Annotated in this window: 17 protein-coding genes; all 17 read right to left on the bottom strand. The window is 43.1% G+C overall.

The genetic code is table 11. The features are described 5' to 3' along the window. Positions 1-125: 125 nt before the first annotated feature. Entirely contained in the window at positions 126-2,789 is a 2,664-nt protein-coding gene (locus ACVPON_RS09090) for a valine--tRNA ligase (RefSeq protein ID WP_462878312.1), read from the bottom strand. Further along, complete coding sequence (locus ACVPON_RS09085) at positions 2,747-3,763, bottom strand: hypothetical protein (RefSeq protein WP_462878311.1); 1,017 nt, start codon at positions 3,761-3,763, stop codon at positions 2,747-2,749. Before ACVPON_RS09085 ends, ACVPON_RS09090 begins: the two co-directional genes overlap by 43 nt. Continuing rightward, positions 3,729-4,085 (bottom strand): hypothetical protein, encoded by a 357-nt coding sequence (locus ACVPON_RS09080; RefSeq protein WP_462878310.1) that lies wholly within the window; start codon positions 4,083-4,085, stop codon positions 3,729-3,731. Before ACVPON_RS09080 ends, ACVPON_RS09085 begins: the two co-directional genes overlap by 35 nt. 35 nt (positions 4,086-4,120) lie before the next feature. Then, a complete protein-coding gene (locus ACVPON_RS09075) occupies positions 4,121-4,693 on the bottom strand; it encodes a DEAD/DEAH box helicase family protein (protein ID WP_462878309.1) in 573 nt (190 codons plus the stop codon). A gap of 15 nt (positions 4,694-4,708) precedes the next feature. Next, positions 4,709-5,356 carry an HD domain-containing protein gene (locus tag ACVPON_RS09070; protein ID WP_462878308.1) on the bottom strand — a complete coding sequence of 216 codons (648 nt, stop codon included), beginning with the start codon at positions 5,354-5,356 and terminating at the stop codon, positions 4,709-4,711. Beyond that, entirely contained in the window at positions 5,349-5,933 is a 585-nt protein-coding gene (locus ACVPON_RS09065) for a GNAT family N-acetyltransferase (protein ID WP_462878307.1), read from the bottom strand. Before ACVPON_RS09065 ends, ACVPON_RS09070 begins: the two co-directional genes overlap by 8 nt. Next, positions 5,908-6,321 (bottom strand): VOC family protein, encoded by a 414-nt coding sequence (locus ACVPON_RS09060; protein ID WP_462878306.1) that lies wholly within the window; start codon positions 6,319-6,321, stop codon positions 5,908-5,910. The genes ACVPON_RS09065 and ACVPON_RS09060 overlap by 26 nt, the downstream gene beginning before the upstream one ends. 2 nt (positions 6,322-6,323) lie before the next feature. Continuing rightward, positions 6,324-7,556 carry a hypothetical protein gene (locus tag ACVPON_RS09055; protein WP_462878305.1) on the bottom strand — a complete coding sequence of 411 codons (1,233 nt, stop codon included), beginning with the start codon at positions 7,554-7,556 and terminating at the stop codon, positions 6,324-6,326. Between the two features lie 412 nt (positions 7,557-7,968). After that, the gene (locus ACVPON_RS09050; RefSeq protein ID WP_462878304.1) at positions 7,969-8,988 is read right to left on the bottom strand and encodes a lipoate--protein ligase; all 1,020 of its coding nucleotides are present in this window, start codon (positions 8,986-8,988) and stop codon (positions 7,969-7,971) included. Next, the gene (locus tag ACVPON_RS09045; protein ID WP_462878303.1) at positions 8,975-9,877 is read right to left on the bottom strand and encodes an SIR2 family NAD-dependent protein deacylase; all 903 of its coding nucleotides are present in this window, start codon (positions 9,875-9,877) and stop codon (positions 8,975-8,977) included. Before ACVPON_RS09045 ends, ACVPON_RS09050 begins: the two co-directional genes overlap by 14 nt. Continuing rightward, positions 9,811-10,659, bottom strand: coding sequence for a protein-ADP-ribose hydrolase (locus ACVPON_RS09040; RefSeq protein ID WP_462878302.1), 849 nt, complete (start codon positions 10,657-10,659; stop codon positions 9,811-9,813). The genes ACVPON_RS09045 and ACVPON_RS09040 overlap by 67 nt, the downstream gene beginning before the upstream one ends. Further along, a complete protein-coding gene (locus ACVPON_RS09035; RefSeq protein ID WP_462878301.1) occupies positions 10,652-10,987 on the bottom strand; it encodes a glycine cleavage system H family protein in 336 nt (111 codons plus the stop codon). The genes ACVPON_RS09040 and ACVPON_RS09035 overlap by 8 nt, the downstream gene beginning before the upstream one ends. A gap of 12 nt (positions 10,988-10,999) precedes the next feature. Continuing rightward, positions 11,000-11,989 carry an MsnO8 family LLM class oxidoreductase gene (locus ACVPON_RS09030; protein ID WP_462878300.1) on the bottom strand — a complete coding sequence of 330 codons (990 nt, stop codon included), beginning with the start codon at positions 11,987-11,989 and terminating at the stop codon, positions 11,000-11,002. Further along, positions 11,986-13,185, bottom strand: coding sequence for an NADH-dependent flavin oxidoreductase (locus ACVPON_RS09025; protein WP_462878299.1), 1,200 nt, complete (start codon positions 13,183-13,185; stop codon positions 11,986-11,988). The genes ACVPON_RS09030 and ACVPON_RS09025 overlap by 4 nt, the downstream gene beginning before the upstream one ends. Position 13,186: 1 nt before the next feature. Next, a complete protein-coding gene (locus ACVPON_RS09020) occupies positions 13,187-14,041 on the bottom strand; it encodes a lipoate--protein ligase family protein (protein ID WP_462878298.1) in 855 nt (284 codons plus the stop codon). A 220-nt stretch (positions 14,042-14,261) separates the two neighbouring features. Further along, positions 14,262-14,981 carry a transposase gene (locus ACVPON_RS09015; RefSeq protein ID WP_462878297.1) on the bottom strand — a complete coding sequence of 240 codons (720 nt, stop codon included), beginning with the start codon at positions 14,979-14,981 and terminating at the stop codon, positions 14,262-14,264. A 46-nt stretch (positions 14,982-15,027) separates the two neighbouring features. Further along, positions 15,028-15,405 (bottom strand): transposase, encoded by a 378-nt coding sequence (locus ACVPON_RS09010; RefSeq protein ID WP_462878296.1) that lies wholly within the window; start codon positions 15,403-15,405, stop codon positions 15,028-15,030. Positions 15,406-15,648 lie beyond the last annotated feature (243 nt).

The following is a 15,648-nucleotide window of genomic DNA, read 5'->3' as shown; positions in this document are numbered from 1 at the left end:
ATCTAAATCATATGCCATAACTTTAGTATACCATAATTACTGCATTACTGCTTTAAAACTGATTGACTATACCACAACCCCAACCTTTTTAGGTTAGGGTTGTAATTTATGTTGAAAATTTGGTACTATCCCACCAACTTCTCCATCTCTTCAATCCGCGCTATCGTCGCGTCGTATTTGGTTTGGTAGTCGGCTTGTTTGGTACGTTCTTTTTCGACGACTTCTGGTTTGGCATTGGCAACGAAGCGTTCGTTAGCGAGTTTCTTGCCGACCATGTCCAGTTCCTTCTGCCATTTGGCAAGTTCTTTTTCAAGTCGTGCCAGTTCTTCTTCCACATTGAGGAGGTCTGCAAGGGGCAGGAAGATTTCTGCTCCTGTGATGACTGCTGACATGGCAAGCTCTGGTGTGGCAAGGGCTGAGCTGATTTCAAGGGTTTCTGGATTTGTGAAGCGTTTGATATAGTTGCGATTGTCTTTGAAGAAATCTTCTAGCTCACTGTCACTTGTCTTTATCAAGATAGTAATTGGTTTAGAGGGCGCAACATTCACTTCTGCCCTGCTATTGCGCACGGCACGAATGAGGTCTTTCAAGCTCTCCACCCCTCTGTGTGCTGCTTGATTTTCAAAGGCAGGGTTCACCGTAGGGTATGCTGCAGTTACAATGGAGCCTTCCGCATACTGGGCAAAGAGTTTTTCGGTCACGAACGGCATGATTGGGTGAAGGAGACGCAAGATCTTATCCAAGGTGTAAAGGAGGACAGAGCGCGTGATGACTTTCTCATCTTCCTTATCGCTATAAAGCACTTCCTTGGTCAATTCCACATACCAGTTGGCAAATTCTTCCCAAATGAAATTGTAGAGAATATGACCAGCCACACCGAACTCAAACTTGTCAAAGTTTTCCGTTACTTTGGCAATCGTTTCATTGAGGTTGTGGAGAATCCAACTATCCGTCACATTGCCAGCTTTACCATCTACAACAGCTGAAACATGTTCCGTCGCTTGAGCAAGCGTAAGCCCCTCGTTATTCATCAAGATATAGCGGGAAATATTCCAAATCTTGTTAATGAAATTCCATGAAGCATCCATCTTCTCGTAGCTAAAGCGGACATCTTGCCCCGGTGCAGAGCCATTTGATAGGAACCAGCGAAGGCTATCGGTACCATATTTTTCAATGACGTCCATCGGATCAATACCGTTTCCGAGAGACTTGGACATCTTGCGCCCTTCTTCATCACGAATAAGACCGTGAATGAGGGCATTCTTAAATGGACTCTTTCCAGTAAATTCAATTCCTTGGAAAATCATACGAGAGACCCAGAAAGGAATGATGTCGTAGCCTGTTACCAAGGTTGAATTGGGATAGTAACGTTTGTAATCGGCACTTTCTTCATCTGGCCAATCCATGGTTGAAAATGGCCAAAGGGCCGAGCTGAACCAGGTATCGAGCACATCTTCATCTTGTGTCCAACCATCCCCTTCAGGCGCTTCTTCACCGACATAAATGTCACCATCCGCATTGTACCAGGCAGGGATTTGGTGACCCCACCAGAGCTGACGGGAAATGACCCAATCATGTACGTTTTCCATCCATTGAAGATAGGCGTCATTGAAGCGTGGTGGGTAGAATTCAACCTTGTCATCTGTCTCTTGGTTGGCAATAGCATTTTTTGCCAACTGATCCATTTTAACAAACCATTGGGTAGATAAACGAGGCTCAACAACCGCACCGCTACGCTCAGAGTGCCCAACCGAATGGACGATTGGGACTAATTTTTCTAGCAGTCCTGCCTCCTTGGCATCCTCAATAAATAGCTTTCTTGCTTCATACCGATCCAGCCCCTGGTATTTTTCAGGCACCCGATGAGTAGCTACCATGGTTCCGTCAAGATTCATGATAATATCTTGCTTGATATTATGACGTAAGCCAACCTCGAAGTCATTAGGATCATGGGCCGGGGTAATTTTCACGCAGCCTGACCCTTTTTCCCTATCTACATACTCATCAGCAATAATGGGAATCCGATACCCTGTCAGTGGCACGATGACATACTTCCCGATGAGATGAGTGTAGCGTTCATCATCTGGATGGACTGCAATCGCTCCATCTCCGAACATGGTTTCTGGACGAGTGGTCATAATCGTCAAATAGTTGCCACTATTGTCGTCAAACATGTACTTGAAATAGTGTTCAAAGCCATCGATATCCTTGTGAATCACCTCAATATCAGAAAGGGCTGTGCGGGCTGCTGGATCCCAGTTGATGATGAACTCTCCACGGTAAATCCAGCCTTTTTTATACAAGTCTACAAAGACCTTGCGCACTGCTTTTGACAAGCCCTCATCAAGGGTGAAACGCTCGCGGGAGTAATCAAGCGACAAGCCCATTTTCCCCCACTGATCCTTGATGGTCGTCGCGTACTCGTCTTTCCACTCCCAGACCTTTTCTAGAAATTTCTCACGACCAAGGTCATAACGAGTAAGCCCCTCTCCACGCAGACGTTCCTCCACCTTTGCTTGAGTCGCAATCCCTGCATGGTCCATACCTGGAAGCCATAGGGTATCAAAGCCCTGCATGCGCTTTTGGCGGATGATAATGTCTTGAAGCGTTGTGTCCCAAGCGTGTCCCAAGTGGAGTTTCCCCGTTACGTTTGGCGGTGGAATCACGATCGAGTAAGGCTTAGCATCTGGATTTCCAGACGGTTTAAAAACATCTGCTTCAAGCCATTTCTGATAGCGCCCAGCTTCTACCTCAGCTGGATTGTATTTTGGTGATAGTTCTTTTGACATTGTTGTTCCTTTCTAACATTGTCTTTTAAAATATATTTACTAAATACTTTTCTTAAATCATTCCTAATTTGTTCTTTAACATGTTCAACTTCATTTGGATATCTCAATCTTTCTTTAGCAATGGTCACATAACGTTTTAAATAGACTTCAACAATCCTAAGAGGGAAATCAACCATTTTTGTATGTTTTTGCAAATATGTTATCAAATCATCAATGTATTGAGTCATCAGTTCTCGATTAATCGGTTCGTTATCAAATCTCTCAATATAGCTTCCTATCTCTGTCCCTTGATAATTGTTTAAGTTACCTATGAAATAATTTCGCTCCTGTTCAGCCTCCTCACAAGTCGTATACCAATAGGCTTTTAAATACTTATTGATTACCTCTAATAATTCAATAAATATCTCTGGAGTTTGATCATAGTCTTGCTTACTATCTAAACCAACCGAACGACTCAATGATGTTTCAATAGTATCTTCTCCCAATATCACAGATAATTTAAGCAATTTATCTTTTTCTGATGTTCTCCAATATTGCTTGTGACTTGAGAAAAAATCTATAAATTTATTGAAAAAAATTGATTCATAAAATGAATGTTGTAGTTGAATATTATAGATTTCGATAATATGATTCAAATTATTTTCAACGCTATCATTTAAAATACGTCTTTTTAGTACTTCGCTGATATAACTTAAATCCTCCCCATCAATCATTCTATAGTGAATTAGGTTGTTTCCAACATGATATTGAAAGTAAATATTTTCATCTAGGTAAGTCCTACACTCAATGATAGCTGACTCAAGTTTATCGGAATCAAATCTAAAAATATAATCTCCAGAAACAGCATTTCCAATAAATTTCTCTTGAAAACTTTCATTTTCTACATTTTGATAGTAAACTGTAATATTAGTAAGAGGAGCACTTTCTCTGACGAACAATCTAATTGCTGAATTTTTTCCTTGTAACTCGACCAAATATAAAGGTCTGACAACTGCGCGTTCTCGTTCTCTTTGCTCTAAGTAAAGTTGCTCTTGTCTTTCCTTGTTTTATTTCTTTATTCTTATTATTTATCTCTATTTGATTTTGCCAATAAAAGACAAGGTAAGTTGTTACTATTGTAATCACTGATAACATCACCTCAAAATAGTCCTTATTACTATTTGAAGAAAAATATAGTTTTATATCTCTAAAAAAGAGGAATTCATCTAGCTGACATTCTAATAGAGGTAAGGCAATCAGAAAAACAATGATGCTAAAAATGATAAAAGGAATTAGTATGTTTGAAAACTTTTTCATATAATCTCCTTGAAATAGTCGGTCCACTGGACTGACTATTTCATTTTTTCCTGCTCAAGTTCTTCCATTTTTTTGATAATGAGTTGCGCTGTTTCAGTGGCGCTAAGATGGGTATTGTTTATTTTGTAGTAATAAGTGAGCTTTTTGGGAGGAAATTGGGGATTAAAGACAGCATAATCCATAGTTGTTCGAATGTCTTGCTCTGACCATTTGATATTGCGTTTTATGGGTTTGTGCTTGAGCCTATTTTCTGTGCGATTGCGTTTGAGACGTTCCTCGAAATCAGTTTCCAATTCGACAAAAAGCACCTTTTGTTGATGGGACTGAAAAACTATTTGAATTTCCTCTAAAAATGCCACATCATCTGGACAATTAAAGTCAATCACAATAGTAAAAATCATTTCCTGACCCGTCTTAGCAAAAGTTTCAAAAAAATCAAACCGAACACGCTCAATAAGAGCTGTACTAGCTGGTGACCAAGGCATGAAACGCAAGACAAAATCAATACTATCGTGATTATGAAATAAAGTCATGCCTTTCTCCTTTGTAAGTTCCTGCCCTATGGTCATTTTACCTGAGGCTTGAGCTCCAATGATGATAAGATTCATCTCTCTCCTTTCTTCCTATCTCTTTCCTTCCCATTCAGCATAAAATTGTTCGAGGTAGGTTTCCATGAATTGGTGACGCTGGTGGGCAAGACGTTGACCAGCTTGGGTATTCATAAGGTTTTTGAGCTTGAGGAGTTTTTCATAGAAATGCATAATGGCAGTATCTTCACCCTTTCGATAATCTTCTAAGGTCAGATGTTCTCGTGCTTGCTTAGCAGGATCATGGATTAACCTGCCTTTATTCCCTGAATAAGCCATGGTTCTAGCAATGCCAATAGCTCCAAGGGCATCTAAGCGGTCTGCATCTTGAACCACTTGCCCTTCTAATGAGAGCCCCACTTGATTGTGTCCTCCCTTATAGGAAATACCTTGGATAATCGTGAGAAGCTCCTCTTGCACAGTCTTTGAGAGAGACTGGCTATCTAAAAAACAAATGAGCTTGGCTAAGCCATCTGCCTCACTGACATTTAACTTCTCATCTGCCACATCATGAAGAAGGGCAGCCATTTCACAAATAAAGAGATCCGCCTCTTCTTCTCTGGCAATAGTCAGAGCTGTCTTAGTCACACGAAAGATATGCCACCAGTCATGTCCACTCGCTTCGCCATTTGAAAGCTCTTTGACAAACTGACGCGTCTGATTCAAAATCATTTCCTTATCCATATGAATCCTCCCACTCACTCCTCAGCAATCCATACCATAAATCATCACAACGCTTACCTACTAGATCCTTGCGACCGCGGATGGTGGCTTCCAAGGTGAAGCCTAGTTTTTCAGCGACACGCCTACTTTGTTGGTTGGAGCTGTAGCAACGGATTTCCACCTTGTGAAGATGGAGTAGGGTAAAGCCTACTTCAATCAAGGCTGCAACTGCTTCTGGCATATAGCCTTTCCCCAAAAAGTCTGGATGGAGCAGATAGCCTATCTCCAGTACATCATCAGCGTGGCGGTGATTAAAGTCACAGGAGCCAATGATCTGATTACTCCCCTTAATCGTAATCCCATAACCAGAAGGTAGCTCTTCTTTTTTAAGATTGGCTGGGTAGGTTTCCTTGAGATACAGCACTTCATCTGCTAGGCTTTTGACGGGTGGAAAACCCGCAGGATAGGCCACTTCAGTAAGTTTTGCAAAGGAAAAAATGGCCTCAGCATCCGCCAACGTCCGCTGACGTAAATAGAGCCGATCCGTTGCCACATCAGGCAAGTCATTTCTTTCAAAGGGTCCTAGTATCTGAATCATTGGCTTCCTCCGCAACAATTTCTAACTTAATCCCATCCGGGTCTTCCAAATAAAGGGCATAGTGATTCTCTCCACCCGCGTAGGGATAACGGTCATCATAGAGGAGTTTGACACCTCTAGCCAGCAAATCCTGTCGCCATTGGTCAACTTGGTCACGAGTACCGCCGTAGAATGCTAAATGATTTAGACCTGTGCGGCAGCGATGGTAGCCCACTTCAAGAAAATCAGTTGGCGTTTGAACAAAAACGATATACTGCTCTGCCTTTTTCATGGAAAAACCTTGATTCCATTCTTGGTCAAGCTCATAGCCCAAGCGAAAGAGGAGAAACTGGTAAAAGATCCGACTTTCGTCTAAGTCCGATACGTAGAGTTCAATGTGATGGAGCATCGTTACCTCTCCTTAAAGATTACACCATTTTCTTTCAGCTTATCAACAGTCTTTTTTCCAATCCCCTTGATGGCTAGTAAATCTTTTTCAGTAATGTTTTGAAAATCTTCGACCACCCTCAAATTCTCATGGAATAAGGTTCGGAAGATGTCAAATCGTAGACCGGCAAATAGAGGACTGCGATAAGTTGCAAAAAAGTCGAGAATCTCCCCATACTCTGACTTACCACCGCACTCTCTGGCAAAGCGGTACAAAAACTCCAGCACAAGAGGGTTTCGTTCAAAGAAGTCCTGTAAATGATAAGCCGTAGCTGCTAGTGATTGCGTCGAAAAGGGAACATATATCTCAGATTCCTCAATGTCTAAGAGATCTTCCAACCAATCAGCAGTAGCAAAATAGTCCGTAGCTTCTTCATTCACTTCGGTCAAGGCTACAAAAATTTTCTCCGCCTCAGTAATCTGTCCTTGAAGGAGTTTGGAAATGAGGTAATGAAACAGTAAGCTATCTTTATACTGTGGCAGTTCGTTTGCATATCTATGATAAAGGTTTTCAACTCGCTCCCATCGTCCTAATTCATTATAAACAGACATGGCTAGGTGAAGAAAATCAGGAGCAAACCTTTTAGGTCTTTTGGACAGAATAAAATCCACCACCTCACAAGCTAGACCTAAGAAGCCTTGACCATGTAGATAAGTTACTATATAATTTAACGCAGTTAGATAGGGGCGTGACTCCCAATACTCCCAGCCCAAATAATCTTCATCTTTCCAACCTTTTTTCGTCTTGCCATAAAACTGCCAAATCTTTTCAAAGTAGGTCAAGTCAAACGGATCTTCTTCTGTTAACAGCAGATGAAATTGTGCCAAGAAATGGTCCGGCTTCAAGTCTAGAACCTGCTTCAAAAGGTTGGACCGCTTCCTATCATCTGGTGTGTACATAGCTTGACGAAAAAGTCGGGTCTCCTTAGGGAAGGGCACCTTCCCCAAGGCCATTAGCTCTCGGACTCGTTCAATATCCTCTGGTTCAATCTCTCCCACATTGCGTCCCTGAGATTCGGCATAGGCGAAAAGAGCTTCCTTTTCATCATCAAAATATTGAATCTGACGACGCTCTACAAAAATAGGTTGCCGGCTTAACAACTGTTCAAAGACTTCTCCATCTTGTTCAGAGATAATTTTAATATCTAATTTCTGCCGTCTTCTCAACTCTTTCTTACGTTTTTTCTTTTTTGCCATCTGACTCCCTCCAAACCTATTTGTCATATTCTATAAAAATCAAAATCTGATGAGCAACAACTACAGGTGCATCGTAAGGCAACAAGGTTCTCATTTAATTTTGACGAATCCTATCATCTTTTCCCATCAAAAAACGTCCCTGCCATACGACAGGGACGAATTGCTTATCAATCCGCGGTACCACCCAAATTCGGGCAAGGCCCGCTCTTATTTTATTGACTGCTTTTCATCAACCTCAGCAACAAATACTGACATCTGTACGGATTTCTCAACGCCACCGCTTTCTGTAACAGACAAACTCACTATCCCTCTGATTGGCTTTATTGTAACAGATTTCATAGGAAATTGCAACTACTAATACTAAGTAAGTCCCAGAACCTCTCCTAAGACCAAAAAGGCTATTCCTCTCCCATCAACTGAAAATCAAGTCTAGTAATTCCTCTGCCGACACCTTGCCAAAGTAGCGAGCCAAGTCTAACTCCGCCAACACTAGGCTGATATCCTCTTTCTCCATTCGCTGTCCAACTAGGGCCTGCTCCACTTCTGCTACATCTCCTCTACCGAAGAAATCACCATAGATCCGACAATGGGCAATCCGCCCCTTATCAATATCCAAGTGGACATCAATGGTCCCTGCTGCAAAACGACCATCTCGATGATACCTATATTGCGGTGAATTGCCGTAATTCCATTCCCAGTTTTTGTACTTGTCCGCAACCAGCTGATCAATCGCAGCCCAGTCTTCTTCCGTTAAGTGATAGCGCTTGGCTTGTTCAAGACTATCAATTCCCAGTAATTTGCAGGTTATTAGATTTTTAAATTCATCGGTCGTGATATCTTGGTATTCTTCTGATAGATAAGGACGAATACTTCCGACACGGCTTCTGACAGACTTAATCCCTTTTGATTCAATCTTCTTTCGATTTGGATGAAGCACGCGCTCCATCGCATCATAATCCACATCCAACAAGAGCGAATAGCCACCGTAGACACGGTTGTTGGAAATGGTCATCGCAGCACCAGAGACTTTCTTACCCTCAATCACCAAGTCATTCCGCCCTGTCTGCTCAACTTGTGATACTCCCAATTCATTGAGGGCACGGATAGCCGGAGCATAGGCACGTTTGAAATCTCCAAAGATACCATTATCTTGAATCAAATAGCAGACATTGACTGCACCGGAATCAACATAAACCGCACCTCCACCTGTGTCACGGCGAACGAGCAAGATATCATGTTCTTTGAGATAGTCCTCATTAATCTCTACAATGGCATTTTGAAACTTCCCAATCTCTACCTTGGGCTCACAATAGTAGGGGAACAAAATATCATCATCTAAAAATACATGTTGTTGGACATATACTTGCATGGCTAGGGCAACTGCACCATCTGCGACATACTTTCCATTGCGAATTGGTTCAATAAGATACATCTTTTTCTCCTTTATTGATCGAACATTTTTTAGTTTCAGCTATTAACGCTGCGATATGACTGGTCAGCTGCACCGTCTGGGGACGGATAGCCGGCGGAATGCGGTACTGCTTCTGGTTCATGGTCACAAAAAGAGCGGCAGGATTTGCCTGGGTATAAGCTTGAAAGGGGTGCTTGATAAACTGTGGGGTCGTATAGCCTACCCCGATTTCCAGATAGAGGACTTTCTGCCCCTCATGCTCTGCTAAAAAGCCATCATAACGCTCTTTTTGAGCAAAGAAATCGGCATCTTCTACCATGCCTTTTTCAGCGTTTCGCTTATTGATTTCAAAAGGTGCTCCACACTTGGGACAGTAAGGAATTAGGTTGCGCGGTATCTTCATATCCTTTTGCTCTACAACCATGCGACGAATAAGGGCATCTTCCCTATAGGTCTGCTGGTGGCAAAATCGACTACACTGCCACAAGCCATACTCTCCTTGAATATGAAAGACCTTGTCCATATCATAGCCTGCTACTACAAAGGCATTGTCTGCATTGGTTGTAATAATATGATAAGGCTTGGTTTCTAGTATCTCCTTTAAATCCAGATAGGCTTGACCGACCGGCTGATCCAGATAGTTTAAGACTACAAATCGACTTTGAAATGCCCAATATTCCTCCAAACCTGCAAACGGATAAAGACTTGCCTGTAACATGTCAAGAAACCCATATTTTGCGATGAAGTCAGGAAAGGCTGTTTCAAAACGTTCCCCAATATAAGTAAAGCCATCTGCAGCTGACATGCCGGCTCCGATTCCGACAAGAACAGCATCTGCTTCTGCTAAAAGTGCTGCGAGCCTTTTCGGCTCATCATCTTGTACCCTATCAAGTGACTTCCACTTGGCCATCTCTTCTCCTTTCCTCCTAATTCTGCTTCATAATAGTGGGCATCTTCTGCTGTATACAGACTAAAAATCACCCTAAGATGATACCCCGTCTCACGCAACCAATCCCTCACCGTTTGCACAGCGATAGACGCTGCCTCTTCCTTCGGATAGCCAAATTCCCCTGTTGAAAGAGCACAGAAAGCTAGACTTCTTAGGTCTTGCTCACGCGCTTGATTCAAGCAGGACAGGTAGCACTGTCGCAAGAGAGCTTTCCGAATCGGGGACGATCTTTTTCCTTGCGGAATCTGTGGTCCCACTGTGTGAAAAATGAAGCGGGCAGGTAGAGCATAGCCAGACGTGACCTTGACCTGCCCCACAGGTTCACGGTGTCCCTGTTTTTTCATCAGCTCTGCACAGGCCTTGCGCAATGCCACTCCCGCATAGAAATGAATAGCATTGTCCACACAGGTGTGATTGGGGATAAAACAGCCCAGCAAATCACTATTGGCAGCGTTGACAATAGCGTCAACCTGCAAGTGGCACATATCCCCATAGTAAAGCAGGATATTGGGGTGACTGGTTTTCTGACAATCCGCTAGAGAACGTTGGTGCCTTTCCCGATAAGCTGTCAGCACCTCCTCTTCACAGGCCAGATAGGCTGGCGAAATCGGACCTGCCGGACGCTGGTTGACCAACCCCCTCCACACTCTGACCAGCTCTTCCTTATCGTCCAACAAAGCCTCCTTGCCACCTAATAGGAGAATCATCTCCCGTACTAGCTGGCATTCTCTTTCTTTAGGCATCTTCAAGGGCTTCAAAGGCTGCGTCATCAACATCTGCCAACTTGACCAACCAATGTTCTTCTGGCTGTGCCGAATTCAATAAGAGGGGCTGTTCCAAGGCTGCTGTATTACGCTCGACAACCTTTCCTGCCAAGGGACTTAAAATTGCCATAACCGTTTTTGAGGCCTCTAGATTCAAGATAACATCGTCTTTCTCCAGTATTTCTCCTTCTGAAAATTCCACATAACCAATCGTTCCAATATCATCTTGTAATTCTGGTGTCATACTGATGACATAGCCATCATCTTCTTTTTGAATCCAAAGATAATTCGCAATTTTTTTCGTCATAAAATACCTTTCTTATTTCTCATTTAGCTGGATCTGTGCAAGGAGCTCCAAAGCCCTCATGCGATGCCCACTATCAGGAATCAAGGGGATAAAGATGACTTCATCTGCCCCTGATACCCTCACTACCTCCTTGACCGAGCGCTCGACTGTTTCGATATCTCCAACCAACATCCGCCTACGATTCGCAGCAATCTGGGCTTGTTCAGCCTCTGTCAAAGTGTATGCTTGCGCTGTTTTGATACTAGGATAGCAAGAAAATTCATTAAAATCCTCTTTCCCCAGCATCCAGAGATCCAAGGGTCTAGCCAGATCTTCTGCCAACTCCATGGTATCTGCAATCACAACAAAGAGTGCCAAAAGGAAGGGGGCTTTCTTCTGAGTAGCAGTTGTAAACTGGTTCTGATAGACATTTCCGACTAGCCTTGCCGTTTCTAGCAACTCTTGATTGAGAAAAGGAAAACAGCCATAAGTAAATCCTAGTCCCAATCGTGCCGCCTCATGGACCGAGCGTCCTCCTGTCCCTAGTACATAGACTTCGACCGCAGAAAGAGCTTGCGGAGTAGCCACAATGTCCTCTTTCTGATCGTCTAAATAGCCAAGTAAGCTCTCTAGCCACCTGCCATAGTCTCGGCTAGTATAGAGACTTTGCAGGTGCTGATGTACCTGAGCTGTTCCCAGTGAGTTTCCCAAACCAATATCGATACGCCCCGGATACAGAGTTCCTAAAGTGCGAGCCAGTTCTGCCACCTTATAAGGGCTGTAGTGTAGCCCCATAATACCACCAGAGCCAATCCGTATCTGCCTAGTCTGACTAGCTAGATGAGCCATCAAGATTTCTGGAGCACTAATGGCAAAGGCAGATAGATTGTGATGTTCAGCAACCCAAAAGCGGTTGAAGCCGAGTTCATCAGCCCGTTTTGCGAGGGTAAGGGTCGTCTCCAAGGCATGGCTTGCGGTCTGCCCTTCATCAATCACCCCATAGTCTAAAATTCCAAACTTCATGACCTCTCCTCCTTGTAGTTGACAGCCAAGCCACGAAACAAGCTCCTTGAATCTGCTGGTAAGGATTCACCATAATCCATTAGAGGTACAATATCTTTAAAGGAAGCCTGTGGAATGGCCAAGGAGGCTAAGTCAGTAGCCTTAATTTTCAAGTGAATTTCCTCAGTACGGTTTTCTCTGATTTTATGGACAAATTCAGGATCCACGATAAAAGGGGTCGAAGCCCCGACGAGATCTGCATACATCAGCGCTTCTACCGCTTTTTCAGAGCTGTTAATCCCACCTGTTGCCATGATGGGTAGACGCCCCCTCAAGTGTTGATAAATAACATCATTGACCAAGAGACCTTGGTAAGCCCCCTTAGAGCGGACCCGATTGCGAAAGACATCATGCCCCCAGCTAGCAAGCGCCAGATAGGCAAGCGGTACTCTCGCCAATGCTTCTTCCATCAATTGGAGAAATTCCTCAATCGAGTAGCCGATTTGATTTCCCCGTGTTTCTTCAGGTGTGGCACGAAATCCCAACAAAAACGAACCTCTTGCTTCCCTTGCAATCACTTCATGGACAGCCTCCAAGATTTCAAGGGTCAACCTTGCCCTGCTGGCAAAATCCTGCGCCCCATAATCGTCTGTCCGCTGATTAGAGAAGGTGGAGAAAAAAGTCTGAATTAACAAGCGCTGGGCTGAAGATACCTCTACACCGTCAAAGCCCGCTAAAATAGCCCGCCTCGCCGCCTGACGATAATCGTCTATAAGATTTTTAATTTGCTCAAGACTTAACTCCTTGACATCATGGGGAAAGGGGGACTGCAGGCGCATAGGGCTTGGCCCATAAACAAAGCCCTCCCGTGCAAGCGTATGCGAGGAAAAACGCCCTGCATGGGTCAATTGTAAGATGGCTACCGCACCTTCTGCCTTCATAGCCTGTGCCAACTTACTGAGCCCTGCAATATCCTCGTCCTTGGCTACGCTAAAGCCAAATTCAAATAATTGACCATCCGGATTGACATAGGCTGCTCCTGTAATCTGCAAGGGAGCAGATGCTGCCCTCCGCCTAGCATAGGCTAAATCTTCCTGACTCACGTATCCTGCCTTACTAGAAGAATTTGTCACCATGGGGGATAGGACAAAACGGTTGGCTAGCTCAACTCCCTCCCCAAGGGCAAAGGGTGTAAATAAACTGCTTGTATCGACCATATCAGCCTAATCCTACTTTCTGATGACGCTCCATTGTTTCCTTCTTTCCTTTTGCAAAATCTGCTATATTTTCCATACTCAAAATATAGTCAGCCGGTACTTGTCCCAAGCTCCTGATAAATTGGTCTACACCTACTGCAATTTCTTCTGGAGAAACAGCTTTTCCCAGTAGCTCTGACAGGCTAGCCATTGAAGCAGGATTGACCCTTGGATAGGGCTGAGGAGCAACATCTTGTCCAATAGCTGCTTGATAAAAATCACGGATAAGCTCCCCACGCTTGACTTGAGGACCTGAAACACTGATATAGGCTGAAATTGCAATCCCAGACTTGATACGCCTTTGGGCTAGACCTGCAAACTTCCTCCCCCTTATACTCAAATCATAGCTGCCCGGACAATACGAATCACTGATTTCTCCCACTTCAACCTCATAATCTGCCAAAGAGAAGATTTCCTTGATACAATCAACCATGAGTTGATAGGCTGATGCCATACCCAACCTCTCTTTTTTCAAAACTTCTGGAATAATCAACGAAAGATTGACAATCCCCATATCTGCTACAACTGCTAAACCACCGATAGAGCGGACAAGAGGAGTGTAGCCTTGCCTGCGAATCACTTCCAACCCCTGGGCAAGATGAGGTAAACGACAGTCTGTCATTCCCAGAATAACTGTTTTTTCTAGGGGCCAAATATGCCAGATAATCTGTTCTTGGTGCCGATCTACTTCTTTCAAAAAAACATCTGCTAAAACCAACTCATCTAGGCTACTTCCAATCATATGCCCTAAGGACTGATAAATGGCATGTGGAAAGCTAGCTAATGATTGTAACACCCCTAATGATACCCCTTTCATAACGATAATTCCATTCTAGCATAATATAGGTATAAAGCAATCAATTGGACTTGAAAAAAAGTAAGCCCTCCAGTACAATGTCATTAAGTTAAGTCTAATCAGTTAATCTATAATGCTGTCTAATCCCAAGTATTTTCTGATGTAATACTTGGGATTTTTGTATTCAGCCAGCATAAAAAGAGGCTTTTCATCCTTATTTTTAGTATTCATTTGTGCGATTTTATGCTATTCTATAAGTGAAATCTATAAATGTTTGATAACGAATGTTCCTCTTTGCCTGTCTGTCGGGTCGTATTGGACAGAGGTGGGATTGGATGTGGATTTCGACTTGCTTGGAAGGTATTTGGTGACGGAAAAATAGACGACAAACATAGCAAGCATCTGAAAAGCTGACTTTGTATCTATACTTAGTTTTTCGCTCCCGAATGATGACCTTAGAAGTGGTCATTTTGACGGCATTGTAGAAGGTAAGATGAGCGAAAATTTCCTGAAGAATACCTTCAAGCTTTTTAGCATGAAAACTAACCATCCCAAGTGCGTATTTCAAGTGACGAAAAGCGGTCTCTATGCCCCATCTACGGGCATAGAGGTTTTTTATATAGTCTACAGGTTTGTCACAATTGGTCACAAGGGTCTCATACTTCTCAGGGGCTATTTCAAATCGAATCATGCGAAAAGAAAGGGGATAAAATTCTGCTTCGGCTCCCCGTTCCCATTCTTTAGAAAGAAAGTCAAAGGTTTGATTACTGGGAATAAACTTGTATTGATTCCTATTCTTCAGAAATTCTTTCGTAGTTTTATTTTGTCGGCGAGTTAACTTTAAGGTAAACGATTCGTCGAAGGATTCAGTGGGAGGTAGGACCAAGCTTTGCTTCATACTGTTTTTTCCATCTCGAATCCGAATCAGATAGAACCAGCCTTTTTCTTGGCAATGAGCCATCAAATTATAAGATTCGTAACCCCTATCCGCTACAATGAAAGCTTGTTCAAAAGGGAGAGTTCTCCATCATCTCAATCAGAGCCTGCCGTTCATCAACGTCTCGTCTCTTCTGAACTAAAGCATCACAATAGAGCTCACTTTCCAAATCAAATAGGGCGTTCAGGTGCAGGAGATTGTAGACTTTTCCACCTGATTTTGAAGGAAAATGAGAGGCTGTATCTTCTGGTATGACTGGAATATGGATATCCGAACCATCTACAGCCAAAATAGGGAGTTCTGTTTTTGGAAGAATAGCCTGCGTAAAGTTTTTGAAGAGATCTTGAAAGGCTTGTGGCTTAATTTTATACCGATTTTGAACAAAGGCAGTCGTTGAAATGGGGAAGTCTTGATTGATGAGTTCTTTTGACAGTGTTTGACCACCCATGTTTAGTATAGCAGATACCATTTGTTGGAAGGAGCATTTTCTGGAGCGGGTAAAGTCTCTATCTGGTTCGACCACATAGGAAGAGATATCTGATGAGAGTTGTGAGAGGCAAGATTCTAGAATTGTTTGAATAGACTGAACCTTGGGAAAACTCCTTTTTGATTGGCTCTATAATTTCTGTAGTGGGTAAATCCACTGTAGAGATTATGGAGCCTTTTTGAGTATAGAAAAAAAGTCCCATAT

This window comes from Streptococcus sp. 1F3 (assembly GCF_054968985.1).
The sequence above is the reverse complement of the archived record's forward strand: the minus strand, read 5'-3'. Positions and strand labels throughout refer to the sequence as shown.

Bases quoted from the DNA above. Each gene is read 5' to 3' on its own strand.
- ACVPON_RS09090 (WP_462878312.1), bottom strand. From the start codon at position 2,789: ATGTCAAAAGAACTATCACCAAAATACAATCCAGCTGAGGTAGAAGCT.
- ACVPON_RS09080 (WP_462878310.1), bottom strand. From the start codon at position 4,085: ATGAAAAAGTTTTCAAACATACTAATTCCTTTTATCATTTTTAGCATC.
- ACVPON_RS09075 (WP_462878309.1), bottom strand. From the start codon at position 4,693: ATGAATCTTATCATCATTGGAGCTCAAGCCTCAGGTAAAATGACCATA.
- ACVPON_RS09070 (WP_462878308.1), bottom strand. From the start codon at position 5,356: ATGGATAAGGAAATGATTTTGAATCAGACGCGTCAGTTTGTCAAAGAG.
- ACVPON_RS09065 (WP_462878307.1), bottom strand. From the start codon at position 5,933: ATGATTCAGATACTAGGACCCTTTGAAAGAAATGACTTGCCTGATGTG.
- ACVPON_RS09060 (WP_462878306.1), bottom strand. From the start codon at position 6,321: ATGCTCCATCACATTGAACTCTACGTATCGGACTTAGACGAAAGTCGG.
- ACVPON_RS09055 (WP_462878305.1), bottom strand. From the start codon at position 7,556: ATGGCAAAAAAGAAAAAACGTAAGAAAGAGTTGAGAAGACGGCAGAAA.
- ACVPON_RS09050 (WP_462878304.1), bottom strand. From the start codon at position 8,988: ATGTATCTTATTGAACCAATTCGCAATGGAAAGTATGTCGCAGATGGT.
- ACVPON_RS09045 (WP_462878303.1), bottom strand. From the start codon at position 9,877: ATGGCCAAGTGGAAGTCACTTGATAGGGTACAAGATGATGAGCCGAAA.
- ACVPON_RS09040 (WP_462878302.1), bottom strand. From the start codon at position 10,659: ATGCCTAAAGAAAGAGAATGCCAGCTAGTACGGGAGATGATTCTCCTA.
- ACVPON_RS09035 (WP_462878301.1), bottom strand. From the start codon at position 10,987: ATGACGAAAAAAATTGCGAATTATCTTTGGATTCAAAAAGAAGATGAT.
- ACVPON_RS09030 (WP_462878300.1), bottom strand. From the start codon at position 11,989: ATGAAGTTTGGAATTTTAGACTATGGGGTGATTGATGAAGGGCAGACC.
- ACVPON_RS09025 (WP_462878299.1), bottom strand. From the start codon at position 13,185: ATGGTCGATACAAGCAGTTTATTTACACCCTTTGCCCTTGGGGAGGGA.
- ACVPON_RS09020 (WP_462878298.1), bottom strand. From the start codon at position 14,041: ATGAAAGGGGTATCATTAGGGGTGTTACAATCATTAGCTAGCTTTCCA.
- ACVPON_RS09015 (WP_462878297.1), bottom strand. From the start codon at position 14,981: ATGGCTCATTGCCAAGAAAAAGGCTGGTTCTATCTGATTCGGATTCGA.
- ACVPON_RS09010 (WP_462878296.1), bottom strand. From the start codon at position 15,405: ATGGGTGGTCAAACACTGTCAAAAGAACTCATCAATCAAGACTTCCCC.